General features: G+C 63.9%; 24 protein-coding genes and 1 pseudogene. 10 read left to right on the top strand and 15 right to left on the bottom strand.

The genetic code is table 11. The annotated features are described in order from the left end of the window. Window positions 1–139: 139 nt before the first annotated feature. Genes CH283_RS11125 through CH283_RS11110 form a run of 4 tightly spaced genes read right to left on the bottom strand, consistent with a single transcriptional unit; the run spans window position 140 to window position 3673 of the window. Entirely contained in the window at window positions 140–910 is a 771-nt protein-coding gene (locus CH283_RS11125) for an enoyl-CoA hydratase/isomerase family protein (RefSeq protein WP_094638824.1), read from the bottom strand. Further along, on the bottom strand, window positions 907–1758 hold the full coding sequence (locus CH283_RS11120) for a 3-hydroxyacyl-CoA dehydrogenase family protein (RefSeq protein WP_094638823.1): 852 nt from the start codon (window positions 1756–1758) through the stop codon (window positions 907–909). Before CH283_RS11120 ends, CH283_RS11125 begins: the two co-directional genes overlap by 4 nt. Then, window positions 1755–2477, bottom strand: a complete 723-nt coding sequence (locus CH283_RS11115; RefSeq protein WP_094638822.1) for an enoyl-CoA hydratase/isomerase family protein — start codon at window positions 2475–2477, stop codon at window positions 1755–1757. Before CH283_RS11115 ends, CH283_RS11120 begins: the two co-directional genes overlap by 4 nt. Beyond that, window positions 2474–3673, bottom strand: coding sequence for a thiolase family protein (locus CH283_RS11110; protein WP_094638821.1), 1200 nt, complete (start codon window positions 3671–3673; stop codon window positions 2474–2476). Before CH283_RS11110 ends, CH283_RS11115 begins: the two co-directional genes overlap by 4 nt. Before the next feature lie 110 nt (window positions 3674–3783). Between CH283_RS11110 and CH283_RS11105 the strand changes: the two genes are divergently transcribed. From CH283_RS11105 to CH283_RS11085, 5 genes are all read left to right on the top strand, one after another. Then, window positions 3784–4395: a TetR/AcrR family transcriptional regulator gene (locus tag CH283_RS11105; protein ID WP_094638820.1), complete on the top strand. Its 612-nt coding sequence runs from the start codon at window positions 3784–3786 to the stop codon at window positions 4393–4395. A 76-nt stretch (window positions 4396–4471) separates the two neighbouring features. Beyond that, window positions 4472–6499 carry a phenylacetic acid degradation bifunctional protein PaaZ gene (gene paaZ / locus CH283_RS11100; protein ID WP_094638819.1) on the top strand — a complete coding sequence of 676 codons (2028 nt, stop codon included), beginning with the start codon at window positions 4472–4474 and terminating at the stop codon, window positions 6497–6499. Further along, the gene (locus CH283_RS11095) at window positions 6496–6813 is read left to right on the top strand and encodes an EthD family reductase (RefSeq protein WP_094638818.1); all 318 of its coding nucleotides are present in this window, start codon (window positions 6496–6498) and stop codon (window positions 6811–6813) included. Before paaZ ends, CH283_RS11095 begins: the two co-directional genes overlap by 4 nt. Window positions 6814–6836: 23 nt before the next feature. After that, window positions 6837–7205: a hydroxyphenylacetyl-CoA thioesterase PaaI gene (gene paaI, locus CH283_RS11090; RefSeq protein ID WP_094638968.1), complete on the top strand. Its 369-nt coding sequence runs from the start codon at window positions 6837–6839 to the stop codon at window positions 7203–7205. Between the two features lie 30 nt (window positions 7206–7235). Next, the gene (locus CH283_RS11085; protein WP_094638817.1) at window positions 7236–8345 is read left to right on the top strand and encodes a PucR family transcriptional regulator; all 1110 of its coding nucleotides are present in this window, start codon (window positions 7236–7238) and stop codon (window positions 8343–8345) included. Here CH283_RS11085 and CH283_RS11080 read toward each other — a convergent pair. After that, on the bottom strand, window positions 8329–9738 hold the full coding sequence (locus CH283_RS11080; RefSeq protein ID WP_094638816.1) for an FAD-binding oxidoreductase: 1410 nt from the start codon (window positions 9736–9738) through the stop codon (window positions 8329–8331). The genes CH283_RS11085 and CH283_RS11080 overlap by 17 nt on opposite strands. Window positions 9739–10034: 296 nt before the next feature. Here CH283_RS11080 and CH283_RS11075 point away from each other — a divergent pair, with 296 nt between their 5' ends. After that, window positions 10035–11336, top strand: coding sequence for an MFS transporter (locus tag CH283_RS11075; protein WP_094638815.1), 1302 nt, complete (start codon window positions 10035–10037; stop codon window positions 11334–11336). Between the two features lie 165 nt (window positions 11337–11501). On the opposite strand, the gene CH283_RS11070 is transcribed toward CH283_RS11075, so the two are convergent. The 7 genes and pseudogenes from CH283_RS11070 to CH283_RS11040 all read right to left on the bottom strand — a co-directional run bounded on the left by CH283_RS11070 (window position 11502) and on the right by CH283_RS11040 (window position 16903). Next, window positions 11502–12212 carry a hypothetical protein gene (locus CH283_RS11070; protein WP_068054513.1) on the bottom strand — a complete coding sequence of 237 codons (711 nt, stop codon included), beginning with the start codon at window positions 12210–12212 and terminating at the stop codon, window positions 11502–11504. Between the two features lie 90 nt (window positions 12213–12302). Next, window positions 12303–12617 carry a winged helix-turn-helix transcriptional regulator gene (locus tag CH283_RS11065; protein ID WP_094638814.1) on the bottom strand — a complete coding sequence of 105 codons (315 nt, stop codon included), beginning with the start codon at window positions 12615–12617 and terminating at the stop codon, window positions 12303–12305. Next, window positions 12614–13018, bottom strand: a complete 405-nt coding sequence (locus CH283_RS11060) for a VOC family protein (RefSeq protein WP_068054518.1) — start codon at window positions 13016–13018, stop codon at window positions 12614–12616. Before CH283_RS11060 ends, CH283_RS11065 begins: the two co-directional genes overlap by 4 nt. A gap of 53 nt (window positions 13019–13071) precedes the next feature. Then, window positions 13072–13797 (bottom strand): annotated as a pseudogene (locus tag CH283_RS11055) (FAD-dependent oxidoreductase); the annotation flags it as partial. Between the two features lie 207 nt (window positions 13798–14004). Beyond that, window positions 14005–15057 carry an alcohol dehydrogenase catalytic domain-containing protein gene (locus CH283_RS11050; RefSeq protein WP_094638813.1) on the bottom strand — a complete coding sequence of 351 codons (1053 nt, stop codon included), beginning with the start codon at window positions 15055–15057 and terminating at the stop codon, window positions 14005–14007. Next, complete coding sequence (locus CH283_RS11045) at window positions 15054–16349, bottom strand: MFS transporter (protein ID WP_094638812.1); 1296 nt, start codon at window positions 16347–16349, stop codon at window positions 15054–15056. The genes CH283_RS11050 and CH283_RS11045 overlap by 4 nt, the downstream gene beginning before the upstream one ends. 20 nt (window positions 16350–16369) lie before the next feature. Next, on the bottom strand, window positions 16370–16903 hold the full coding sequence (locus tag CH283_RS11040; protein ID WP_094638811.1) for a 2,4'-dihydroxyacetophenone dioxygenase family protein: 534 nt from the start codon (window positions 16901–16903) through the stop codon (window positions 16370–16372). 193 nt (window positions 16904–17096) lie between these two features. Here CH283_RS11040 and CH283_RS11035 point away from each other — a divergent pair, with 193 nt between their 5' ends. Beyond that, window positions 17097–18059 (top strand): helix-turn-helix domain-containing protein, encoded by a 963-nt coding sequence (locus CH283_RS11035; protein WP_176460215.1) that lies wholly within the window; start codon window positions 17097–17099, stop codon window positions 18057–18059. 237 nt (window positions 18060–18296) lie between these two features. Here CH283_RS11035 and CH283_RS11030 read toward each other — a convergent pair whose 3' ends face one another. Next, on the bottom strand, window positions 18297–18779 hold the full coding sequence (locus tag CH283_RS11030) for a hypothetical protein (RefSeq protein WP_068054537.1): 483 nt from the start codon (window positions 18777–18779) through the stop codon (window positions 18297–18299). Between the two features lie 260 nt (window positions 18780–19039). Here CH283_RS11030 and CH283_RS11020 point away from each other — a divergent pair, with 260 nt between their 5' ends. Next, a complete protein-coding gene (locus CH283_RS11020) occupies window positions 19040–20293 on the top strand; it encodes an EAL domain-containing protein (RefSeq protein ID WP_306436630.1) in 1254 nt (417 codons plus the stop codon). Between the two features lie 430 nt (window positions 20294–20723). Then, the gene (locus CH283_RS11015; protein ID WP_231894017.1) at window positions 20724–21527 is read left to right on the top strand and encodes a hypothetical protein; all 804 of its coding nucleotides are present in this window, start codon (window positions 20724–20726) and stop codon (window positions 21525–21527) included. A 12-nt stretch (window positions 21528–21539) separates the two neighbouring features. Here CH283_RS11015 and CH283_RS11010 read toward each other — a convergent pair whose 3' ends face one another. Continuing rightward, window positions 21540–22709 carry a GGDEF domain-containing protein gene (locus CH283_RS11010; protein WP_068284327.1) on the bottom strand — a complete coding sequence of 390 codons (1170 nt, stop codon included), beginning with the start codon at window positions 22707–22709 and terminating at the stop codon, window positions 21540–21542. Between the two features lie 78 nt (window positions 22710–22787). Next, the gene (locus CH283_RS11005; RefSeq protein WP_094638807.1) at window positions 22788–23816 is read right to left on the bottom strand and encodes an Rv1355c family protein; all 1029 of its coding nucleotides are present in this window, start codon (window positions 23814–23816) and stop codon (window positions 22788–22790) included. Window positions 23817–24086: 270 nt separating this feature from the next. Between CH283_RS11005 and CH283_RS11000 the strand changes: the two genes are divergently transcribed. Beyond that, window positions 24087–25352, top strand: a complete 1266-nt coding sequence (locus CH283_RS11000; RefSeq protein ID WP_094638806.1) for an EAL domain-containing protein — start codon at window positions 24087–24089, stop codon at window positions 25350–25352. Window positions 25353–25366 lie beyond the last annotated feature (14 nt).

Raw genomic sequence — 25366 nt, 5'->3', positions numbered from 1 at the left:
TTACCGAATGATCGGTTGGTAACCAGTATGCCTCGAAGTGACCCCGGGCACAAGAGCGGCTGCGCCGCACGCGCGCGAAACCTCGTAGCAGGGGTCGAGTTTCTGTTCACATGGGTCGTTCCGCAGGCTCCACTCCCGCTCACATGCCGACGAAGGAGGCTCTTTTTTTCGCCAGGAACGCGTCGACGGCGGCCTTGTGGTCCTGCGTCTGGCCCAGATCGGTCTGCGCTTGCGCCTCGCGGTCCAGTGCGTCGGACAGTCCGGAGCGCGCGATCAGCGACTTGACCTGCTTGAAGGCCTGGGTGGGACCAGCTGCGAGCGTCGTGGCCAGCGTGCGGGCGGTCTCGAGAACGTCGGCGTCGTCGACGACGCGATGCACCAGGCCCCAGTCGAGAGCCTGTGCGGCGGTGACCTTGTCTCCGAGCAGCATCAGACCGGCGGCCCGGCTCGATCCCAGCGCCTCGACCAACGTGTAGCTCAATCCCGAGTCACTGGCCAGGGCGATGCCGGTGAACGCCGTCGCGAACGAGGACTTGGTGCCGGCCACCCGAATGTCTCCGGCGAGTGCGATCCCGAGACCTGCGCCGACGCACGCGCCGGGGATGGCGACGACGATCGGCACCTCGAGGGCAGCGAGTCCTCTGATGACCGGGTTGTAATGCTCGCCGACGGTATCCATCGCCGTGGCCGGGTTGGCCTCGAGTGCGCTGACGTGCTCGCCGAGATCCTGGCCGACGCAGAAGTTCTTGCCCTCGGCGGTGATGAGGACGGCGCGCACCTCGGGTGCAGTGGCCTTCTGGACAGCCTCCGCCAGCGAGACCTTCGTCGTGATGTCGAGTGCGTTGTGTGCCTCGGGACGAGCCAGGGTGATGGTCGCCAAGCCGTCGGTGATGTCGAACCGTACCGTCATGCGTTCGTCCAATCGTGAAAGCCGCGACCGGACTTGCGTCCGATGTCGCCGCGAGCAACCATGTCTCGCAACAACTGCGGGGGAGTGAACCTGTCGCCGAGTGTCGACGCCAGGTGTTCTGCGATCGCGAGCCGAACGTCCAACCCCACGAGGTCGGTCGAACGCAGCGGACCCATCGGGTGCTTGTACCCGAGTTCCATGGCGCGATCGATGGATTCGGCGTCGGCGACGCCCTCCTCCAGCATCCGAATGGCTTCGAGCCCGAGGCAGACTCCGAGTCGTGACGTCGCAAAGCCGGGGGAGTCGTTGACGAGCACTTCGGTCTTGCCCAGGAGCGACACCCACTGCTGTACCCGCTTCACCACGTCTGGGGAGGTGGCCGGGGCACGCACGATCTCGACGAGAGTCGACGCCGGAACCGGGTTGAAGAAGTGCATCCCGATGAAGCGACTCGGATCGTTCAGCGCTGCGCCGAGTTCGGCGATGGAAATAGAGCTCGTGTTCGACGCGATGACCGTGTTGTCGGATGCAACTTTGTCTATCAGAGCCAACACCTCGACCTTGAGCGCCGGAATCTCGGGAACGGCCTCGACGACCAGGTCGAGGTCGGCCGGGAGATCCGCGGGCCCGGCGACGGTGGAGACTCGCGCGAGTATCGCAGCGGGATTCTCGTTGAGTTTGCCGCGCTCGTGCGCCCGATCCAGTCCGGTCGAGACTCGGCCAAGGGCTGCTTGTTGGTCGGCTGCTTCGGCAATGACGACGCTCGAGCCGAGGGCTGCGAATACCTGCGCGATGCCTGCACCCATGCGTCCACCACCGACGACGGCCACGTTAGAGGGAACTGTCATTTCTTCTTCTCCAGAAATGCCGTCATTCGGCGTTGTTTGTCTTCGGTCTCGAACAGAACGGCCTGCGCGATGTCGTCGGCCCACGGGTGTGAACCGGGCGCATCGAGAATCTTCTTGGTCAGCTTCAGTGCCAGGGGTGCCTGTCTCGCAATGCGATCCGCGAGGGAATGCGCCGCGGCCAACGGCTCGTCGACGACGTCCAGCACCAAGCCGGAGCGGAGTGCCGCCTCTGCGTCGAGCGTCCGGCCACCGAGGAGTACCTGCTTCGCGACGGACACTCCCACCAGTGTCGGCAACCGGTAGCTGGCCCCGGCGGCAGCCATGATGCCCAGGCCCGGTTCGGGATTGCCGAACACGGCCGTCGGCGCCGCGATCCGGATGTCACAGGCGTAGGACAGCTCGGCTCCGCCCCCGAGGGCGTAGCCGCGCACCGCGGCGATCGTCGGCAGGGGCAGTGCGGCGATGCGATCGAACAGGTTTCGGTTGATACCGCGCAGTGCGTCGTCGCGGGTGCGGGCCCGCAGCTGATTGATGTCGGCACCGCCGGCGAAGTGCTCGCCCGCGCCGGTCAGGATGACGATTTTCGGATCCTGCTCCACGAGCCCGCACACCTCGTGCAGCTCACCGATCATCTCGGAATCGATTGCGTTGCGCTGTTTCTCGCGACTCAGGGTGACGACAACGCGGTCCGTCAGTTCTTCGACGACAAGTGTGTTCACGGTGCCTCGATCAACATCGACACGCCTTGCCCGACGCCGACACAGAGCGTCGCGAGCCCGCGGGACGCCTTCTCACGTTCCATGCGGCCCAACAGCGTCAACAGGATTCGGGCACCCGACGAGCCGAGGGGGTGGCCGAGTGCGATCGCTCCACCGTCGGCATTGACGATGTCCTCGTTCAGTTTCAACTGGCGGATGACGCCGAGTGACTGCGCCGCGAAGGCCTCGTTGAGCTCGACGGCACCAAGGTCGTCGGCAGACCACCCGGCGCGAGCGAGTGCCTTCTGTGTGGACGGCACCGGCCCGAGGCCCATGATGTGCGGTGCGATGCCTGCGCTCGCACTGGTGACGATGCGGCCCCGTACCTCGAGGCCGTACTTGTTCACGGCTTCCTCGGATGCCACGACCAGCGCCGACGCGCCGTCGGTGAACGGTGAGGACGTTCCGGCGGTGACGATGCCGTTCTTGCGGAACACGGTCTTCAGCGTGCCGAGCTTCTCGAGTGTGGTTCCGCGTCGCGGCGTCTCGTCCTCGGTGACCTCGCCGTTCTTTGTCGTGACGGGCACTATCTCGTCGGCGAAGCGTCCGGCGTCCTGGGCGGCGATGGCACGCTGCTGACTGCGGTAGGCGAAGGCGTCGGACTCCTCGCGGGTGATGCCCTCGCTGAGCGCGACCTCCTCGGCGGTTTCGCCCATCGACAGGGTGATCTTGGGATCGGTCCCCGCGTCGTGGGCTGCGAAGGTCGGATTGGTGAATCGCCAGCCGAGGGAGGTGTCGAAGATGTCTCCGGGCTTGGCCCACGCGGTTCCCGGCTTGGCCATGACCCACGGCGCGCGGGTCATGGACTCGACGCCACCGGCCACGATGATGTCGGCCTCGCCGCTGCGAATGGTGCTGGCGGCATTCGCCACTGCCGTCAGTCCGCTCGCGCACAGGCGGTTGACGGTATATCCCGGCACCGTGTGGGGGAGTCCTGCGAGCAGAACCGCCATTCTCGCCACATCGCGATTGTCCTCGCCTGCCTGGTTCGCGGCACCGAGAATGACCTCGTCGATCCGATCGACGGGCACACCCGCGCGACGTACGGCCTCGGCAACGACAATCGCGGCCAGGTCGTCGGGACGCACCGTCGACAGTGCTCCGCCGTAGCGTCCGTGCGGGGTGCGTGCGCCGGCCACGAGAAATACTTCGCCCACTTGTAATCCCTTCCTACGGTTGCGTCATTAATAACCGAATGTTCGGTCGTTTGGCAAGGGTTGCTGCCCACGGTGCTGTGGAATCGGGCATCGACTGAGAAGATGTGGCAATGACAACCGCACGCGCGCCGCGCAAGACCGGACAGCCAGGGCGGCCGGGATACGACCTGGACTCCCTCTTGGCAGTGGCGGTCAAGGTCTTCAACGACCGTGGATACGACGGCACCAGCATGGAAGTTCTGGCGAAGCGGCTCGGCATCACCAAGTCCTCGATCTATCACCACGTGTCCGGCAAGTCCGAGTTGCTCGAACTCGCGCTGTCGCGGGCTCTCAATGCACTGTTCGCCGTCACGACCGAGGACCGGGCGACGACCGGGCGATACATCGACCGCCTCGAATACCTGGTGCGACGCAGTGTGGACATCCTGTGTGCGGAGTTGCCCTACGTCACGCTATTGCTGCGAGTCCGCGGCAACACCGACGTCGAGCGACGCGCCCTCGCCCGTCGACGCGAATTCGATTCCTTCGTCACCGGGCTCGTGGTGGCTGCGGCCGAGGAAGGCGACCTGCGTCCCGGTGTCGACCCGGCGCTGGCGTCCAAGCTCGTGTTCGGCACGGTCAACTCGCTCATCGAGTGGTACCGCCCGCGCACCGGCGGATCGGTCGAGGAATTGGCCGACGCCGTCGTGGCACTGACCTTCGACGGGTTGCGTCGCTCGTAGCGGGACAAGTCTTGACATCTCGGCGTTCGACGGCGATGGTAATTACCGACCGAACGTACGGTGAGATGGAGGCGTTGTGAGCAGACTTCTGGAAAGCTATGCCCAGGGCACGTGGTATTCCGCAACCGATGAGGGAGCGCCGCTGCTGAGCGCCGTCGACGGCAGCGAGATCGCCCGGGTGTCGTCCAGCGGACTCGACGTCGCAGGCATGGTGGACTACGCCCGCACCGTCGGAGGGCCCGCGCTCGCGGCATTGACGTTCCACGAACGCGCTGCGCTGCTCAAGCAGTTGGGCCTGACACTGCTGGCCGGCAAGGAGGAGTTCTACCAACTCTCCCGGCACACCGGAGCCACCGTGCGAGATTCCGGAGTCGACATCGACGGCGGATTCGGCACCGTACTGAGCTATGCGAGCAAGGCCCGACGCGAACTGCCCAACGAGACGGTCTATCTCGACGGGGCCATCGAGCAGCTCGGCAAGAAGGGCACCTTCCTCGGTCAGCACATCTACACCTCGCGGCGCGGTGTCGCCGTGCAGATCAATGCGTTCAACTTCCCCGTCTGGGGCTTCCTCGAGAAGCTGGCCCCCGCGTTAATCGCCGGTGTGCCGTCGATCGTCAAGCCCGCCAGCCAAACTGCATATCTCACCGAGCTGGTGTTCCGACGGATCATCGAATCGGGCCTGCTGCCCGAGGGCTCGGTGCAGTTGCTGTGTGGCAGTGCCCGCGGAGTCCTCGACCACCTCGGCGGCCAGGACTCGGTGGCCTTCACCGGATCCGCCGACACCGCTGCGACCCTGCGCTCACACCCCAACGTCGTCGGCGAAGGACTGCACTTCACGGCCGAGGCGGACTCGCTCAATGCGTCGATACTGGGTTCGGATGTGGCACAGACCGATCCGGAGTTCGATCTCTTCGTCAAGGCTGTCTTCACCGAGATGACCTCCAAGGCAGGGCAGAAGTGCACGGCCATTCGCCGTGTGCTGGTGCCGCAAGCCTCGGTGGAGCCCGTCATCGAGGCGCTGAAGGCCAAGCTGGAGAAGGTCGTCGTCGGTGATCCGGCAGACGAGGGGGTCACCATGGGTGCCCTCGCCAGCATCGATCAGCGTGACGAAGTCCTCAAATCCATTCGGGGACTCACCAAGTCCGCATCGGTGGTCTTCGGCGATCCCGATGCGGTGGATCAGCGAGCGGGCGCGTTCATGGCACCGGTGTTGCTGAAGGCCGGCGACAAGAGCGCATCCGAACCGCACGAGATCGAGGCCTTCGGTCCCGTCTCGACCGTCATCGGCTACGACAGCGCTGCGGACCTGCTCGATCTCGTAGCCCGCGGAAAGGGCTCTCTGGTCGCATCTCTGGTGACCAAGGATTCGGCGATCGCGCGAGAGATCGTGCTGGGCAGCGCTCCGTATCATGGCCGCATCCTGGTTCTGAACTCCGAGGACGCCAAGGAATCGACCGGCCACGGCTCGCCGCTGCCAGTTCTGGTGCACGGCGGACCCGGCCGCGCAGGCGGTGGTGAAGAACTCGGCGGCATCCGCGGCGTGCTGCACCACATGCAGCGCACGGCAATTCAAGGAACCCCGGATGTGCTGACTGCGGTGGGCAACAAGTGGGTGGCCGGTTCTGCGCGCATCACCGGCGATGTGCATCCGTTCCGCAAGAATCTGGGCGAGCTGAAGCTCGGCGACACGATCGTCGGTGGACCCCGGCAGGTCACCCGCGCCGACATCGATCATTTCGCGGAGTTCACCGGCGACACGTTCTACGCACACACCGATCCCGAAGCGGCCGCGGCCAATCCACTGTTCGGCGGAATCGTCGCGCACGGCTACCTGGTGGTCTCGCTTGCAGCCGGACTGTTCGTCGATCCGGCACCGGGCCCTGTACTCGCGAACTTCGGCGTCGACAGCCTTCGTTTTCTCACGCCCGTCAAGGCCGAGGATTCGCTGACGGTGACGCTCACGGCCAAGCTGATCACACCGCGCCAGAGTGCCGACTACGGTGAGGTGCGTTGGGACGCAGTGGTTGTGAACCAGAACGACGAACCGGTCGCCACCTACGACGTGCTGACCCTGGTTGCGAAGCCCGAGGACGCATCATGAGTATTCGCGTTGCCGTCTGTTACGGAATGCCCGAGGACCCTGCCGCATTCGATCGTCACTACACCGAGGTGCACGTGCCCCTCGCTCGTGCTGTTCCAGGTCTGGTCGACTTCACCTGGGGCACCCTGGATTCACTCGACGATTCACCACCGCCGTATTACGCGATCGCCAGCCTGTATTTCGAGGACGAGGCGTCGCTGAAGGCAGGACTGTCCTCGCCCGAGATGAAGGCGGCAGGCAAAGATCTGCGCAACTTCGCGACCGGTGGGGCCGTCATGTTCACCCAGAACGAGCAATCGGTGCTGCAGCCGTGAATGATTCGATCATCGCGCGAGAGATGTTCGAGGTCGACGCTGCGTCCCGCAAGCTCGGCATCGATTTGATCGAGCTCTCACCCGGGCACGCTAGAATGTCCATGGTCGTCACCGAGGACATGGTCAACGGCTACGCCATCACGCACGGCGGCTACGTCTTTCTGTTGGCGGACACAACGTTCGCGATGGCCTGCAATTCACACGAGGACTCGGCCGTGGCGGCGCGATGCGACATTCGCTATCTCCGTCCGACGAAGGCCGGTGACGTCCTGGTCGCCGACGCCGTCGAGCGTGCGAGGTTCGGCCGCAACGGTCTGTACGACGTGTCGGTGACGTGCCGAGACGAGCTGATCGCCGAATTCCGAGGTGACAGTCGCACCGTGGCCCGGTAACGGCACCGCACATGGAAGTACTGTGAATCGGTGAGCACTGCGGATCTCTCGGCGCTGGCGGACGCAACCGCCACCGCGGTGGGCGGCGCTGTGTCGGTGATGGATCCACTCGGCTTCGTCATCGCCTACTCGTCCGTACCGGGCCAGCCGATCGACGACGTCCGTCGAGACGGGATCCTCGGGAAGCAGGTTCCGGCCGAGTACATGGTGCATCACCTCGACCCCGACTTCCGGCGGAGCTCGACGGTGCACGTGGTCGACGTTCCCGGAGTGCTGCCGCGACTGGCGGTGGCCGTCTCGGTGGACGAGGAGTATCTCGGTTCCATCTGGAGTATTGCCACCGGGGTTTCCCTACGTCCGCCTGATACCGGCGTGGTGGCGGCCATGACACGTGCGGCAGCAGCTGCGGTGCCCCTGCTGCTGGCCCGGCGTCATCCGGCCGGTGCCGACAATCCGAGGGTGCGTGCTCTCCTGACCGACCCCGATACCGTCACACCGCCCGGCAGCCTCTACGTCGTGCTGGCAGGGAGGGTCCAGTCTGCGCAATCGGACTCTCAGCTGGTGCAGCTGGCCGATCTGTTGGAGCTCACGTTCGGCACCGCGGCGGATTCGGGCTGTGTCATCGAGGATCACACCGTTTTGCTGGTCACGGCGGCCGAGGACGAACGCGGTGTCGCCGTTGCGGCCGAGGATGTTCGACGCAAGGCGGAGGCCGCATTCGGTGTATCGGTCACCTTTGCGATCGGCGGTCCGGACGCCCGGCCGACAGTGGCACGTCGACATGCGCAGTGGGTACTCGACGCGGTCGGGGACGGTGTGACGACGACCTTTCGGCAGAGTCGGGTGTCGGTCACACTACGTAGAGCGTCTGATGCGCTGTCGGACGTCCCGTTGGCCATACCGGCCGTCGAGAAGATGCTCGCCTGCGACGCAGCCGAAGGTACCGAGTACTCCGCGACGGTGCTGGCGCTGCTGGCGCACGAGTCCAATGTTGCCGCCGCGTCTGCATCGCTGTATCTGCACCCCAACACCTTTCGCTATCGACTGCGGCGTACCAAGGAGCTGTTCGGCCTCGATCTCGACGACGCGGACACCCGACTGCTGGTGTGGATGGCGCTCCGGTTCACGTCCGGGCGGTGAGGACCTTTCCTGGGTTGAGCAGGTAGTGCGGGTCGAGCAATTCCTTGATGCCACGCTGCAGTTCTGCTGCAACCGAATCGAGTTCGGTCTCGAGTAGGTCCCGCTTGAGCAGCCCGACTCCGTGCTCGCCCGTAATGGTTCCGCCGAGCGAGAGGGCGAACGCTGCGATCTCGTCGAACGCGCGGTGAGCGTCCGTCAACGACTGTGGGTCCGTCGGGTTCACGATGACCGTGGGATGGATGTTTCCGTCCCCCGCGTGACCGACGACGCCGATGACGATCCCGATGCGCTCGGCGATGCGCCCGACCTCGTCGATCATCGCGGCCAGATGCGAAATCGGAACGGACACATCGTCGACTAACGGAGAACCGAGACGCTCGAGTGCGGGGTACGCCAGCCGACGGGCCTGCACGAGTTGCTCCGACTCGACCTCGTCCTCGGCGACAGCCACATCGGTCGCACCGGATTCGGTGCAGAGTGCGGCGATGGCCTCGAGCTCCTCCACAGCGCCTGCGCCGATGTCGGATTGGGCGATCAGCACGGCCGCGGCATCGGTACCGAAATCCATCCGGGCGTAGGCGTCGATCGCGGCGATCGTGGTGCGATCCAGCAGCTCGAACAGGCTCGGGGTGATACCGGCGGCACGAATCCGCGTCACCGCCTCTCCGGCAGCGACGGTCGAGGGGAATGTCGCGGCCATCGTCAGCGGTGTGGCAGCCGGAAAGTCGAGGCCGACGGTGGCCTCGGTGATGATGCCGAGTGTGCCCTCGGACCCGACGAACAGATCGGCGAGCGACAGCCCGGCCACGCCCTTGACGGTGCGTCGGCCGACGAAGGTCGCCCGGCCATCGGCGAGAACAACACGCAGTCCACGCACGAATCGTGCTGTGACGCCGTACTTCACGCAGCACAGGCCACCGGCGTTGGTGGCGATGTTCCCACCGACCGTCGACGCCTCCCAGCTGGACGGGTCGGGTAGATACGTCAACCCTTGCTGCAGGGCAGCATCTTTGAGTTGCTTGTTCGTCACGCCGGGTTGCACGACGGCGACGCGGTTGACGACGTCGAGCTCGATGATCTTGTTCATGCGCCGGGTGTTGAGGGCAATGGCTCCGACGCTGGTGTTCGCGGCTCCGGCCAAGCCGGTCAACGCTCCCTGCGGGACAACGGGAATGCGGTGCGCCGACGCAATGCTCATGATTGCCTGGACGTCCGATTCCGTGGTCGGCAGCACCGCGGCCAGCGGAAGCGCGGATTCACACAGAGCGGCTGCGTCGTGACGGTAGCTCTCGAGGATATCGGGGTCGGTGATCACCGCGTCGGCACCCAGCGCACGCATCAGTTCGTCGATGATCGGAGAGCGCTGAACGAGAGTCGACGTCGGTGCAGACATGAGTTCGAGTATGACCTTCCGTCACTTCGGATGTCTGCGTCGTTTCGAACGAACCCGAGGGCTCGGATCGGTAGTTTCCGACGAACTGCGTCAACGGTCTTGTTATGCCTGCTACCACCTTGACAAACTGTGGTGGCGCCGGTCACAGTAATTACCGACCGAATGGACGGTGAGTTTCATCCGCTTCTGCGGTTGCAGGAATCACCGACCTTCACCCATCACAACCCCGCCCCACATCACTCCGAACTGCCGCTCGATGCCCGAGTGCCGGAGCCCGAACGAAACGAGACAAGTCGATGTCAACCCAGGTCGAGACGCCCACCGGGGTGTCGCGTGAGCATCGCCGCGCCGCCATGGCCAGCATGGTCGGCACCACCGTCGAGTGGTACGACTTCTTCATCTACGCGCAGGCGGCGTCGCTGATCTTCGCGCAACTGTTCTTCGCGCCCATGGGTTCGTCCGGACAGCTCGTCGCCTATGTCACGATCGGCATCAGCTTCATCTTCCGTCCACTCGGGGCCATCGTCGCCGGCTACTTCGGTGACAAGATCGGCCGCAAGAAAGTCCTCATCGCGACCCTGACATTGATGGGTGCGGCCACCGTGGGCATGGGACTGCTCCCCACCTACGCGACCATCGGCATCTGGGCCCCGATCATTCTGATCGTGCTGCGCATCCTGCAGGGATTCTCCACCGGTGGCGAATGGGGCGGCGCGGCGCTGATGGCCGTCGAGCATGCACCGAAGGGCAAGCGCGGAATCTATGGCGCGGCAACCCAGATGGGCGTTCCGCTCGGCATGCTCATCGCGGTAGGAACGTTGGCATTGTGCACCGGCTTGCTCAGTGAGGAGCAGTTCGAGGCCTGGGGCTGGCGCATCCCGTTCCTGATCAGCTTCGTGCTCATCCTCGTCGGTTTCTACATCCGACGCCGCGTCGAGGAGACTCCGGTGTTCAAGGAGCTCGCAGAACGCAAGGAGCGCAACCACACTCCGGTTCGTGCACTGTGGCGCACCAACAAGAAACAGGTCATGCTGGCCGCGCTGTCGTTCATCGGCACCAACGGCAACGGCTACATCATCGTCGGCGGCTTCATCGTGGCGTATTCGACGCGTGAGCACGGGCTGGCCCGCGTGGACGTTTTGGTGGCAAGTTTGTTCGCTGCCATCGTGTGGGGAATCTTCACCCTCCTCGGTGCGCATCTGTCCGATCGCTACGCCCGGACCACCATCATGAACCTCGGTAACGCGGCAATGGTGTTGTGCGCCATCCCGTTCTTCTTGCTCGTCGACACCGGTGAACTGCACTGGATCTACGTGGCCCTCGGACTGTTCGCCGTCGGACTCGGGTTGTCGTACGGTCCGCAGCCGGCTCTGTACGCCGAAATGTTCCCCGCAGCAGTCCGGTTCAGTGGAGCATCCATCGGCTACGCCATCGGTACCGTACTCGGTGGAGCCTTCGTTCCGACCATCTCCGAGGCACTGTTCAACGGAACCGGCACCTCGATGTCGATCTCGATCTACCTGATGATCCTGGCGGCCATCTCCTTCGTGGCAACCTCGCGCATCAAGAACCGTCGGGACGAGGATCTGAACGTCTGACGCACCTGCTCGAAAGCCCCGAAACCATCACGGTTTCGGGGCTTTCGTTGTATGTACGCAAGACCGACCGCGACGGCTGAATCGACACGGACCAACGCGCACGCTCGTTGCCATCTGCGCCCGACCGCCTGCAGGGAAAGGATAAGGCAGGACCGGGTTTCTCGATCACGCCGACCGCGCGTGGCCACCCTGTCCGAGTTCGCTTGCGCTCTGTTCGTGACGACTAGGCATTCGGCGTCGACGATCGGCGCGAATCGCTGCGACGACCAGAGCGACTGTCGCGGCGACAACGCACAGCCAGCTGAGCCAGAGCAGACCGCTGATCGAGGTGGTCACGCCAGCACCCCCGAAGGCGACCGCGCCCGCGATCAGACGGTTGAGGTGACGTTTTCCCGGTTGCCGGACGACGCTTGCGACGAGACCCAGCCCGATGACGGCGAGGGCGAAGCCAACGATGATGTAGACGTGCGGCCGGTCGCTTCGAGTTGTCAGAAAGATCAGTTCGTCCGGGTTGGTCATCTGGAAGAGGGTCCCTGCTACGCCCGTCGCAGCAGCAATCCCGCAGGCCGTGCATGCGTTACGAACGGCTTTCCCGCTTCGCAGCCACACAGCCACGGCCGCGAAGGGCGTCACCCATACGGCCAACGCGAGATAGACCGGCCACAGCTCGGACGGTGCGACCGAGGCCGCAGGCTCGTACAGATTTCGGTCCGGAAGAATCCATGCTCCGACGAGCGTCAGCCAGGCGGCGGGGACGGTCCATGCAACCGCAGCCACCCAGGACAGCGCACCCCGTTTGCCGACGATCGCCGCGACCGCCGACACTCCGACCCAGATCGCGATGTAGAACACGATCAGGGCTTGTGCCGTATTCACTCGTCTCCGCAGCCCTCTCACGCAGTTGTTCGGTGTGTTGTCCCGCGCGTGCAATCACTCCCATGAGGTCGCCGACGATGAGGGTGCCGGTCAGGTCGCGCTCACGTCGGAATCACGAACTGGTGGTGCAGCTTCTTTGCCCCAGCGCTCGAGTGCGCCGACTGCGTCACGCAAAGCGAGACCTCTCTCGGTCAGCGCATACGCCCGAGTGTTGTGCCGCAGGGGGAGGCGAGTCAACACGCCTGCCGCTTCGAGTTCGCGTAGCCGGGTAGCGAGCATGTTCGTCGGAACGCCCAGTTCGCGCTGCAGATCTCCGTAGCGTTGCGGCCCATCGAGTAGCCGCTCCACGATGAGCAGCGCCCAACGAGCGCCGACTACGTCGAGGGCGTAGGCCAGGTCACTCATTCGGCCGAATCGGTATCCGGCTTCATCCAGAACGGCGAGTAGTGGTAGCCGTCCGGGTCGTCGAACTGGCGTTGGTACATGAAGGCGTAGTCATCGGTGTCTCCGATTCGTCCACCGGCAGCGCCGGCGCGCTCGGTCAACTCGTCGACTGCCTCTCGGCTACCGAGGTCGAACGAGACCGTGACCTTCGACGGGGTGTCGGGTCCGCCGATCAGATCCTCGGTGCCGCCCACTCTCGCGTACATCTCGCGACTGCCGAGCATGACGTACTGCCCCGGTGTGATGGCGAAGCACGACACGTTGTGGTCGGACATCTCGGGGTTGAGCGTCCAGCCGAGGGCTGTGTAGAAGGCGGTTGCGCGCTCGACGTTCTCGACGGGGCAGGTGATGAACAGGCTCATGCGTCGATGCTTGCAAAATGCAAGTGCGGCGTCAAGGGGTCAATTCGACGTCCTTACCTGTGCGCGTGCAGCGGACGGCCCGACAACGCCATCATCGCCTCACCGAGTGCCTCGTTCTGCGTGGGGTGAGCATGCACGAAACTCCCGACTTCAGATGGCAGTGCTTCCCATGCCACGGCGAGTTGTGCCTCGCCGATCAGCTCGCCCACGCGGTCACCGAGGAGGTGAACACCGACAACCGGGCCGTCGTCACGGGCTCGAATCACTTTGACTCCACCGGCGGTGGACAGGATGCGGCTCTTGCCGTTGCCGCCGAGGTCGTAGACAACGGAGGTCACGGTGCCGTATGTCTGCTCCGCGGCCTTTTCGGTGAGTCCCACCGACGCGACCTCCGGGTGTGAATAGGTCACGCGCGGAACGAGATCGCCGTCGATGCGTGCCGGTGCCAGGCCGGCGATGTGTTCGGCGACGAAGATGCCTTGCTGAACTCCGCGGTGTGCCAACTGATATCCCGCCACGATGTCGCCGACGGCATAGACGCCGTCCACGGTGGTGAGGAGGTTGTCGTCGACGGTTACAAAGCCGCGTTCGGTGGCGATGCCCTGCTCAGCCAGACCGAGACCGTCGGTGCGGGGTCCACGTCCGACGGACACCAGGACGAGGTCGGCCGAGAGGGTGTCCCCGGACGACAGTGACACAGAGACTGCGTCGGGAGATTCGGTGACGGACTCGACCTTGGTGCCGGTACGAATGTCGATGCCGCGCTTACGTAGTGCCTTGTTGCCGCGACGGGGTTTTCGACGAAATCGGCAACAGTGCGCAGAAACCCGCCTGCCACTCCGCTGGAGAACCGATTCCCTGCAGCCGAAGAAGTCTGTATTACGCCTAATCCCGTTGCAGGACAGGACCTGCGGCTGTCTCGTCTTCGTTACTTCGATGACGGATTCGCTTACAGGTTGTTTACGCAGGGTGGCCGACGGCGGGCTTCAAGCTCTGCAGTCCACGAGCGTTTTGATTCCGGTGTTGCCACTTGATGCCATGCGGGTGAGCGTTTCACTGGCATGACGCAACGGGACTATTCGCGTGATCAAAGGCCGAAGGTCGAGTGTGCCCGATTCGACGAGGTCGATCAGTTCGGCGTGGCAGTTGTTGTATCCGACGCTCGCTTTCAGCGTCTTTTCCGAGTTGACGAAATCGAATGCTGCCAAGGAGATTCGAGGGGCGAGTCCGAGAAGTATGATTTCCCCGCCGAAGCGCGCAAGGGAGATCGCGAGGTCTACTGCGGACTGCCGGCCGACGACTTCGAACGACACGTCCACAGCATCTTCGCCCGTCGCCTGTCCCGGTTCGATGGTGGTCGGATCGTCCACCTGATCGAACCCAGTGGTGAGTGCAGCCTCTCGGCGGCTGGGTTCGGGATCGATACCCAGAATTCGTGAAGCCCCCTTGATACGCAGGAGTTGGCCGACGAGTAGACCGACGGGGCCGAGTCCGACGACGGCAGCGGTTCCACCGGGGGTGAACGACGACCGTCGAACCGCGTGCAAGGCGACGGCAGCAGGTTCGAGTACTGCTGCCGACGCGAGGTCGAAACCCGAAGGTAGGCGGTGCACCATGTATCCGGGCACTGTGGCGCGCTCGGCGAGGCCACCGTTTCCCATCAGGCCGACGAAGCCGAACGATGCGCAGGTGTGGTAACGGCCCATCCGACATTGGTCGCACCGCCCGCATCTGTAGTTGGGTTCTATGACAACTGCATCGCCGACGCGTACGTGGGTGACGTCCGCGCCGACAGCCGACACCGTTCCCGAGAATTCGTGCCCCAGGGTTATGGGAGCGCTCATTCCCGAGAGCTGATGTGGCGCATCGACCGGTATCGCGTGTGGGCCGTCAGCGATCTCGTGCAGGTCGCTTCCACACACCCCGCAGTAGGCCACGGCGATCTCGACGAATCCCCTGTCCGGGGGAGTTCTGACAAGCTCGTCGAGACGAACGTCTCTGGCGGCGTGCCAGCGCACAGCCAGGACTGGTGCTGTCATCGAACTTCTTCCGTTCGAGAAGGCGCTGTTTCGACCAGTCCGAAGCTCAATGCGACCACGATTGCTGCGGCACCTGCTGGGATCAACATACTCATCTGCAAACCGAACGAGTCGGACAGCAACCCCGCCAACCAAGGGGCGACGAACCCCCCGATGATCTCGCCGGTACCCATGATGGCACCGAGGCAGGTCGCGATGAGGTGCCTGGGCACGGTCTCGGCGGGAATCGTCGCCATCATCAAGGTGAAGCACCCCATGCCGGTGTACGTCACGATCAGAGCGGCGAACAACATGCTCGGTGAGCCGACGTACACAATGGCCAACGGTGCGAACACGGCCAGGGCCGAAAAGACGATCATTGCTGGTCGGCGTCCTGTTCGATCCGAAATTCCAGGCACCAGAGCTCCCCAGATCACCCATGCAATACCGATGCCACTGAGCACGAAACTCAATTCCCCCCCGGAAAACCCCTTGATCTCGCTCAGATACAGCGGAGCGAAAGTCTGAGTAGTGGTGAACCAGGTCAGGTAGAACACCGAAATGACAAGGCACAAAGCCACATTGCGTGTGCGTAGAGCCTGCCAGAACGTCATCGAAGGGTCACCCCGGTGAATCGGTGCAGCCGTGTCCGCCGCATCCTGAGCCAAAGTCGCCGGCTCCCGTAGTCGCAAGTCGCGAACGAACACCAGGACGAGGACCGCGAGTACGACTCCGGGCACCACGGTGGCGTAGAACGCCGTACGCCACCCGAAACTTTCCGCCAGCCACACGGTCACGAACGGTCCTAGCACGCCTCCGATCAAGCCCGCCGAAGACCCTTGCACCATGCCCATGTTCAGCCCACGTCGTTTGGGACTCGAGGAGTACATCATCATCGGCTGGGCCAGAGGCAGAACTCCTCCTTCTGCGCATCCCATGACTGCACGGAGCAGGACGAGACTGGCGATTCCACCCACCAGTCCCGACATGGCCGAAAACAGGGTGAACACGATGATCGCCGCGATCAGATACGGCTTGCGGCGGTCCTTGCGGTCGGAGAGGTAGCCGATGGCCAGTCCGGAGACGGCCCACGCGAGCGCCGGTACGCCGCCTAACAGCCCAATATGTGAATTGTCCAGGCCCAACTCGTCTTTGAAGTACGGAGTCAGGTAGTTCAGTGCCAGTCGGTCGAAGAAGACGAAACCGAAAGTGCCGAACAGGACGGCGAGGAGAACGTTCTCGTAATGTCCACCGCGAGGGGGAGGACGGTAACCGCGGGTGGCATCGGCCTGTCCCGCATCGATGGCAGTCATGTCATGGCCTCGAGTTGGGATCAGCGGATGAGGGTATCGACGTAGTCCGCCCCGATACCCACCTTGTCGTAGTGTTCCCGGCAGAGGGCCAGGTAGTCGTGGACATCGAAGTGTCCGGTCGAGTTTCCGTCTTCGTCGAGCCAGATCAGTGGGCCCTTGACGACGAAGAACGCACGCATGGGCTCCTCGTGCTCGTAGGCGACCAAGGTGTGGCCCTCGCCGGGAGTTTCGAACACGAACGAACCTGCTGTGGCCGTCCACGGCTGCTCGAGGTAGCCCCACTTACCCGAGATCGTGTACGCGAAGACTTCGTGCGGGTGGTAATGCCGATTGACCAGTCCCGCAGTCTTCGACCAGAGGATATCGGCCCACCTGTTGTCGCGGGGTGAGATCCACAAGGGGCGCGAGGCAACAGTGTCGCTGAACGGTACGTAGTAGCGCTCGTCGTCCACCGGTGCGAATTGGTGAAAAACCTCCGGTTGAGCATCCGGCTTCATGTAGTCGGCGATGGGCTTGAGGTCCTGCCAGAATTCGGTGTTGGGCTGTTCAGGCATGTCAGTCTTCCGATCGAGGAGTAGTGCGCGTCCCGAATGGGACTCGATCAGTGAACTGCATCACTCGCTTGCGCGGCTTTCTGATACCGGTCGAACTTCTTGCGGCTTTGAGACATCTGAAACGGGCCTCGGCTGTTGCGGGGGCGATAGGAAACGTGCAGTAGGATGGCGCAGATCACATTGTGGAGGTGTCATGCCTGCGAGTCAGCTCACCGCTGTGCGTTCTATCCGCACAGACGATGTCGCACCCACGGACCGGCTCGAATACTGGGAGCACTACAACGCTGAGGCCCTCGTGGGATTGCGATGCGGGACCTATTCCGTCGAGGGCCTGGTGGCGCAGGAATCGAACTTCGAGATCGACGATCTCAAGCTGGCCCACATCGATGGCAACCCTCACATCATCGAACGCACTCCGGATCTGGTGCGGAACCACCCCAAAGAGTCCATTTTCGCTACCCTCCTCATGGAGGGATCGGGGTTCTTCTATCACCCCGAGGGATGCCTCCCGGTGCATGCGGGTGATGTGATCGTCTACGACACCCTTCACCCGTACTTGTTCGCATTCGGGTCTGACATGCGGCAGCTGCTCATCGATGTGCCACGACAGACAATGCAGCAGCAATTCGGGCGATCGGACATCGACCGACCGATCGTCTCGAGTGCTCAGTCGGCGACCGTGCAAGCACTCACAGGCGCGCTGTTCGGCCCGGAAGGCGGCGGTTCTGCTCCCCGAATCGAGATCGAGAAGTCATCCGCCCTTGTGGAATTCATCGCGACGATGGCCGGACTGGCAAATGATCTCGGTGCGATTCGACAGCAACAAGCCCTGTCCTTCATCGCGGCCAACATTTCGAATCCCGAGCTGTCCGCCGCCGACGTCGCATCCGCTCTGGGAGTGACGCTGCGGCATCTCAATCGTTCGATGGCTCAGGCTGGAACATCGGTCAGTAGGACCATACGAGAAGAGCGGCTCGACCGCGCGATTCTCGCGCTGCAGACGACAGTCAACAAAAGCATCAGCGATATTGCCGCCGAGTGGGGATTCAGCTCGCACGCTCAGCTCTCGACCTTGGTTCGCCGACACTACGATCTCACCCCGAGTGAAGTGCGAGATCACCCCGGGCCTCTTCGATTCGTCAGGGAATCGCGCTGACGCCAGGTTCGCGAAAGCTGCTGCGGCGCAGTATATGCAGGGGTTCTGACGTAGTCGATACTGTCGACGCACAGTACTACTCCAGTTCGACGTCGCCGGCGACTCGATGAGGCCCGTGGCTGACGGCCTGACCGCTGTCGGGGTGCCGAACAGGACGCGACGCGGTCGCGCGAATGCATGCTCGACCCGAACTGTGAACGGGCCGCTCGAATACTCGACACGCGTGAAGCATGCGTTTCAATCGGCTCGCTCGGCACCACTGCGTGTGAGGACCAGTCCGGTCCCCACGACGCCGATGATGGTGATCGCCAGCGCAATCGATGACCAGCCCTCGCTGTGCCAGTACACATCTTCGAGCGTGATGAGCAATGCTGCTTCGTCGACGATCAGCGCCAGGGCCACCCCGAGTACCGCTCCCATCCACGACCGTGTCCGTGGCGAACGGTCCACGAGACCGAAGACGGCGACGGCTGCCAGCAACAGAATCCCCCACAGGTAGTGGTGCAGGTGCACTCCGCCGGCGCTGATGTCGCCGACATCGCTGGTGTCGATATGTATAAGCCAGGTGACCAGCCGGGCACCCCCGAAGGTGACGGTGAATGCCAACCACGCCAGCACGATTCCGCGGCGCGCCGGGTCGATCTGTCTCCAGCGGTAGGGAAATCCGAAGCGGGCGTGCTGGGTTGTCTCGGAGTCGTCGTCAACAGGTTCGTTCGGCATCACGGTCATTGTTCCGCATCGGCGCTACCGGTCCGGTAGGCGCGTTCGTGCGTCTACAGACGGTCCGCACTCAGAGTTCCACAGCGACCGGTTGAGCCGGAGGCGACCGCTCGAAGACGTGTCGTGGCAGCGCGATCGCCTCGCGCGGTATTGTCGGTTCGGTGTCGAGTCGCCGGCACTCGTATCGACATATCCGTCTGACTTCGGATCGGTTTTCGACGAAGGCCAGGGCGACCTCGCGTGGCCGGGGAGGATTTTGCATGGCAGCACATCGCGACACCGAGACCGCGCATTCACCGTCCACCTCGTTCTCGGAATCGATAGGACTGGTCGTCACCATGCAGTTCGCACCCATCCGACGACTCGACGACAACGCCCTTGCCGGAGCCGAACTCCAACTACGAGGCCCTGCCGGCTCTGCACTGGACTCCGCTGACGCGCTGCGCCGCGCCGCACACCTGATGCAGCAGCGACCCCAATTCGATCTGCACAAGACCACACTTGCGAACACCGCACCTGCACGTACCCTCGCCGAACACCTGCCCCTGATCCTCACCGTCGATGCGCAGTCACGCCGCGCCCTCGACGACAGCGACCGCGAACGCACATCGACGATGCTCGAACGCGTCGTCGTCACCGTCGACGCCTCAGCCGTCCTCGCCGACCCCCACCAGGCCATGGCCGCGATAGCATCCGCGCGGACCGGCGGAAAGCTGATCGCACTCGACGGCGTCGGAGACCACCCCCACGCGACGACCCTTCTGCCGTTGATCGAGCCCGACATCGTCATCACCGCAGCGGACCTGCTCACCGAAACCGGACACGACGTCGGAACCACCACTCATGCCCTCGCCGCCTACGCCGAGCGCTCCCACGCAGTGATCGTCGCCGAAGGCGTCGACACCGAAGCCACCCGCCTGGCCGCGATCACCATCGGAGCCACATACGGAACGGGGCAGCTGTTCCCGGCAGTCGAAGACCCTGCCGAGCTCCTCGACGAGCCGGTCGTTCCTATGCCCGCCGACCCGGTCTGGACCACACCGACCACCGACTCGAGCACCCCCTACGCCATTGCCTCGGCACACGCCACCGCCCGGCGGGGAACGAAAAAGCTGTTGATTCAGATGAGCAAATCCCTCGAAGCGCACGCCGCAGCGTCCGGATCATCGATGATCGCACTCGGCACTTTCCAACGCGCACAACACTTCACACCCACCACCTCCGCTCGATGGCATCATCTCGCAGAAACCATTGGTTTCGCCGGGGTCTACGGCGTGGGCCTACCCGCCCTCGTCGACGGCAACGTTCGACATGCCCCACTCGACCCGGGCGACCCACTCGTCCAGGAGTGGACCGTCATCACCCTCGGTCCACACCACGCGGCACTTCTGTCCGCACGTGACCGCCACGACAACGGCCCTGACCTCGACCGCACTTTCGACTTCGTGCAGACCTTCGACCGAGCCACCGTCACCCAAGCCGCCCGAGCGATTCTGCGGCGCTACCCGCACTGAACAGCACACATCGGCCAGCATGCGGGGTCCCACGGCCGCCGGACAGCATCGTCGGTTCCAGCGAACAATGCGCACCTATGCAGATTTCAGGGACGCAGCCGTGGGTCAGCTGGACTCGCGATCGACACAGCTCGTTCGATTCAGATGCTCACACGGATTACTCTCCTGATGGAGAGCGTGCCGCTGACCGCCTCGGACATCATGACCTGGATATGTGACTATCCACAGTGACCGCAGACCTTCTGTCGGACTCGCCCAGTGATATGTCACAGAGTGACGACAAATAACAGGTCTGCAGTACGTTTTAGGCTATTTCGCTGGTCCGTAGGGTTGTTTTCTGGACACAATAGGTTTGACGATTGTTCAGGAATCAACCATGCCCTCGATTTTGCCCCAGAAGGGCGTCGAGGGATCAGCCAGGAGTGCGCCCATGACTACCCCCCTCCTCCCCGACGTGCCCTCGGCACGCACCATCGAATACGTAGACCGTCCCCGCTCGGTTTGCAGTGTGCCGACGGACAGGACGAGCCTCGTCCGGGGGCGAGGCCTGGACTCCGTCCACCGGTCGACGCCCTGCGCGGACGGAGCCCTGACATTGACAGCCGCGACGCCGTCGGGCTCCCCGGAACTGTGGTCCCGCTACGTCGAAGGAGCGTGGGAGTCGTATTCACGCCACGGTGTCACCGCGGCTCTCGACATGGAAGAAGTGGCTTCCGGCGCAACGACAGCACTGTTCTACGTGGTGTGCGATGAGGCAGGAGAGATGCTCGGCGGCGTTCGAGCCCAGGGGCCGTACGCGATGGTCGAGCAATCCCATGTCCTCACCGAGTGGAAGGACTCGCCCGGACTGGCACCGGTTACCGACCTGCTTCGGTCTCGACTTCCCCACGGAATCGTGGAAATGAAAAGCGCGTGGGTCGATGCGGGGGCCGCAGGGCGGACGGTGTCGAATGTCCTGGCTCGAACAGCGTTGCCGACGCTCGAATTGACCGGCAGCCGGTACCTGTTCGCCAGCGCGGCCGATCACGTCCTGCGTTTGTGGGAGAGTTCCGGTGGGCGGATCGACCACGGCATCCCCGCTGCCGCGTATCCGAGTGAGCAGTACCGGACCGTCATGATGTGGTGGGACCGAACTACCCTCGCGCAGGCCGCGCAGCCCGAGGTGTGGCGCTCGATGGTCGACGAGGTCCGCGCACTGTGCGGGGACGATCGGCAGGTCCTGTTCGTGGCGTAGCGGCTCGCTACATCACTGGCGTCGACCATTTTCGTGTTGCCGACCCTGTAGGGTGCCCTGCCAGCTGATCGTCAAGGTCCCCGCGTGGCAGGCGCGGTCTCGGCCGTCGGTCTTGGCTCGGTAGAGCGCGGCATCAGCGGCGCGGACGACTGCATCGAGTACTTGATCGAGACCGCCCGATTCGGTCGAAGCGAGGCTTGTCGCGGGTGACGCACCGTCATCGGACGCGGCCGGTCGCACGTCCACAGTCACCGTTCCGATACTCACGGTCACCGTGCAGTCGGACCGGACTCGGTCGAGTATCCGCCGCGTGAGCTCGTGATCCTCTCGGTGTGTGGCGAGGATCAGGAACTCTTCGCCGCCGGTCCGGGCAACCACCGCATCCGATGCGCCGACCACCGCGTGCACCGCATTCGCCAGGGTGGCGGCAACCGCGGCGAGCGTTCGGTCGCCGGCTGTGTGACCGGCCGTGTCGTTGACGGCCTTGAAGTAGTCGACGTCGACTACGAGCGCAGACAACGGTTTCCCTCGCTCGCAGGCCTCGTGCACCAGGATCCCGGCGTTCGACAGCAGTCCGCGTCGATTGACCAGACCGGTCAGCGGATCCGTGTCGGCCAGTTGTTGCAGTTTCCGGTTGACCACCGACAGTGTTCGGCGCAGGCCACCGATGAGCGCGACCGGCACCAGCACCGTGGTCACGGCGGCACCGATAGCGACCGCAGTCACCGCCCACCCTGAAGATCCCACACTGATCACCGACAGTGCCGTGGCCATCACCACCGAGACCGCGGACAGGCCGGCAGTCACACGTGGTGGTGAGCTCGATGCGGCGATGGCCGGAACGATGGCCAACATCGAGGTGACCGCACGCGTTCCTGCCGGATCCGCGATCAGGTAGGCACTGATCGCGACTCCGGTCATACCCCCGAAACCCAGGACCGCGAATTGGCGTTCGCTCAACCGCCCCACCCTGGCGGCGAAAAGCACGGTGACTGCAGTAAACGTCAGCACGGCGATGAGAACCGGAAGTGCGTTCGGCCGTAGGAATGTCGGTGACAGCAGCGCAATGGCCAACAGCGGCACCGCACCGGTGGCGCTCGCGATGACTGCGGCCGTGCGGGTGTCGAGCCGTGATCGCCAGAAGTTCGTGCGCCGACGAGGCGACTGGTCGATCACGTTCATCGAATGATTCCTCGGATCAGGGTTGGGCGAACCCCACAAACAGTATCTGTCGGAGCTCCTCGCCGGTGGTGCGCCCGCTCACACGTTTGCAGGACCGGCGGCAGGGTCGAGGCCGGTGCGTACCAATCCATCCAGATCGATCCGCCGCCGACCTGAAGGGAGTGGTTCGCCGCGGCCGAATGCCCTCACGGCAGCGGTTACAGCGGCACCCCCGAGTGCGACGTCTCCGCCGAGCTGGGGCCACGTCGAGAGCGTGCGCCCGATCTCCGGCACCGACGCAATCATTCGAGGGGTCAGCTTGCTCGGTTCGAGCAACGTCGCTGCAATTGTGCTCTTCTGCTCGATGGTCATGTCGGCCAGATCCGCGGTGTCCATTTCGCCGAGCAGCCCGTGAAACACCGGTCGGTCGGGTTCGAGATCGAAGCGTTCGATATCGAGGACGCCTCCGTCGCTGGTCTCCATCACCACAGGAATACCCTGGGCGCGGGCGTGGTGGCGGACCAGCAATTTGGTGTCGATCGAGTCGCATTCCTCGACGACGAGATCGAGTCCGTCGAGGAAGCCACCGAGCGTCTCGGCCGTCACACCGTTCGCGAAGACCTGCACATTCAGATAGGGGTCGAGCTCGGAAATTCGTCGGGCTGCCACGACCGCTTTGTTCACGCCCAGATCGAGCACCGAAGTCGGGACGCGGTTGAGATTCGACAGATCGAGCTCGTCGAAGTCGGCCAGACGCAACTCCCCGCACAATCCCTCCAGTGCGAGGGTATGCGCGACGGCATGACCGACACTCAGCCCGACGATTCCCACCCGCAGACCTCTGAACCGAGCTTGCTCTTCGGTGGTGATCTTGTTTCTGTTGCGGTCCAGTCGCAGCCGATCGAAGCCGCGTGGACCGAGGACCCGCACCAGTGAGCGCCGCCATGGGTAGTACACCCACCGTGGCTCTTCCGCGAGGTCGCCGGCGATCGCGGGAAGTAGCCCACGAAGCGAGGCCAACTGGTCGGGTGTCGTGTCGACGACGCCGATGGCGGGATCGTCGATCAGACCACGGACGATCGAGTCGTGTTCGTGCTCGGACGGATCGAACACTCTGTGCTCTGACATTGCTGAGTCTCCGCATCTTTCGGATGATTGTCGCCGACGGGCGGCACTGATCACGTCCTACAGCCGGACGCGACACCAGGCTGGTTCACGTTACTGAACAACGGGCGGCAATCATTGCCAGGCTGCGAATCGCTTGATAAGAACTAAGCAGACGCCGTCCATCCGCTGTGGCGAAGCCCCGCGTACGGACAACGCGCCCGCGTGCCGCGGCACAGGGAACGAAAGTCTCTGTGTACGTGCAGCGGTGGGACCGAGAACGTGGGGTGAGAATTGGGCGTCGACAGGGGCTTCGACGAGCGTTTCGGCTCACTGACCTCGATCTTTCAGCCGATCGTCGACTCGAGAACCGGGTTGGTCGTCGCGCACGAGGCACTCACCCGGTGGCCGGCGTTTCCGGACACCTCGCCGGAACAGATCTTCGACATCGCTCGCACCATGGGAATGGTCGACGAGTTGGACCGCAGATGCATTGAGTCGGCAGTCACCACAGCGGCACAGTCGACCCCTGCAGACCACGCGCCGCGTACGTTGTTCGTCAACATCGAAGCCGAAGCGATGTCCTCCGAGAACTCGTCGGCCTCGGTCCGCCGCCTCAGCCAGTTGCTCCGCGCAGGCGGCTCCCAGGTTCGGCCGGTTGCGGAATTCCCCGAACGCTCCCTGCTCACCGACCCTGCACGCCTGCTCAGATCGGCGGACCGACTCCGACGTGACGGAGTCACCATCGCTCTCGACGACGTCGGTGCCGACCCCGACTCTCTGGTACTGCTGCCCCTTCTGGCACCGGAAGTGATCAAACTCGACAGATCGTTGCTCGACGACGACCTCCCCGGCGACAAGCTCGCCACCTTGCTCGCCGTGCTCGCATACTCGAGCCGGTTCGAGGTGACACTCATCGCCGAAGGAATCGAAACCGAGAGACAGAAGGACAAGGCCTTGGCGTGGGGTGCCGACTACGGGCAAGGGTTTCATCTCGGCCGTCCCGGCCCCCTCGATGCATCCCCGACCTCCTCCTTTCCTGTGCAGCCACGCCCTCCTGTGACGAGACCGTTGACCGACATTCTCGACGACCGCGCCACCGACACGACGTCGATCTCGCTCCTCACGTCCATCTCCGACCATTTGCTCGACTTCGCGATGACGACCACCGAGACTCTGACGATCGTCGTCGCGTTCCGCGAACCGGAATTGTGCAGCGCAGACATGGCGCGCAAACTGCAGCATCTGGCGCGCCGACACCCGTACGTCAAAGCGCTCGACGCACCGCGCGCACTGTTCACTGCCACCGATGGGGTGCGCCACGCCGACCTGGTTCAACCCTCGGAAAGAATCGGTGCCATCGCCGTCATCGGCCAACGGTTCTACTGCGCCCTGGTCGCCGCCCCGCTCGACCCCGATGCTCCAGCCTCGCCGTCGAACGAGTGGAGGTATTTCTTCAGCACCGATCCGGCCCAGGTCTGCGACTCTGCGCGCACACTGATCGTGCACAGTTCGAGCCCCACCCGACCCGGGCCCGACCTGACATCGGGTCGACCATGACGAAACCTGTTCCG

It is taken from the genome of Rhodococcus sp. 05-2254-2, from assembly GCF_002259095.1.
Classification (GTDB): domain Bacteria; phylum Actinomycetota; class Actinomycetes; order Mycobacteriales; family Mycobacteriaceae; genus Rhodococcoides.
This window is presented reverse-complemented; position numbering and strand designations above follow the sequence as displayed.

Coding starts and splice junctions, on each gene's coding strand:
- CH283_RS11125 (WP_094638824.1), bottom strand. CDS start 910: ATGACGGTACGGTTCGACATCACCGACGGCTTGGCGACCATCACCCTG.
- CH283_RS11120 (WP_094638823.1), bottom strand. CDS start 1,758: ATGACAGTTCCCTCTAACGTGGCCGTCGTCGGTGGTGGACGCATGGGT.
- CH283_RS11105 (WP_094638820.1), top strand. CDS start 3,784: ATGACAACCGCACGCGCGCCGCGCAAGACCGGACAGCCAGGGCGGCCG.
- CH283_RS11095 (WP_094638818.1), top strand. CDS start 6,496: ATGAGTATTCGCGTTGCCGTCTGTTACGGAATGCCCGAGGACCCTGCC.
- paaI (WP_094638968.1), top strand. CDS start 6,837: ATGTTCGAGGTCGACGCTGCGTCCCGCAAGCTCGGCATCGATTTGATC.
- CH283_RS11080 (WP_094638816.1), bottom strand. CDS start 9,738: ATGTCTGCACCGACGTCGACTCTCGTTCAGCGCTCTCCGATCATCGAC.
- CH283_RS11075 (WP_094638815.1), top strand. CDS start 10,035: ATGTCAACCCAGGTCGAGACGCCCACCGGGGTGTCGCGTGAGCATCGC.
- CH283_RS11065 (WP_094638814.1), bottom strand. CDS start 12,617: ATGAGTGACCTGGCCTACGCCCTCGACGTAGTCGGCGCTCGTTGGGCG.
- CH283_RS11060 (WP_068054518.1), bottom strand. CDS start 13,018: ATGAGCCTGTTCATCACCTGCCCCGTCGAGAACGTCGAGCGCGCAACC.
- CH283_RS11050 (WP_094638813.1), bottom strand. CDS start 15,057: ATGACAGCACCAGTCCTGGCTGTGCGCTGGCACGCCGCCAGAGACGTT.
- CH283_RS11045 (WP_094638812.1), bottom strand. CDS start 16,349: ATGACTGCCATCGATGCGGGACAGGCCGATGCCACCCGCGGTTACCGT.
- CH283_RS11040 (WP_094638811.1), bottom strand. CDS start 16,903: ATGCCTGAACAGCCCAACACCGAATTCTGGCAGGACCTCAAGCCCATC.
- CH283_RS11035 (WP_176460215.1), top strand. CDS start 17,097: ATGCCTGCGAGTCAGCTCACCGCTGTGCGTTCTATCCGCACAGACGAT.
- CH283_RS11030 (WP_068054537.1), bottom strand. CDS start 18,779: ATGCCGAACGAACCTGTTGACGACGACTCCGAGACAACCCAGCACGCC.
- CH283_RS11020 (WP_306436630.1), top strand. CDS start 19,040: ATGGCAGCACATCGCGACACCGAGACCGCGCATTCACCGTCCACCTCG.
- CH283_RS11015 (WP_231894017.1), top strand. CDS start 20,724: ATGACTACCCCCCTCCTCCCCGACGTGCCCTCGGCACGCACCATCGAA.
- CH283_RS11010 (WP_068284327.1), bottom strand. CDS start 22,709: ATGAACGTGATCGACCAGTCGCCTCGTCGGCGCACGAACTTCTGGCGA.
- CH283_RS11005 (WP_094638807.1), bottom strand. CDS start 23,816: ATGTCAGAGCACAGAGTGTTCGATCCGTCCGAGCACGAACACGACTCG.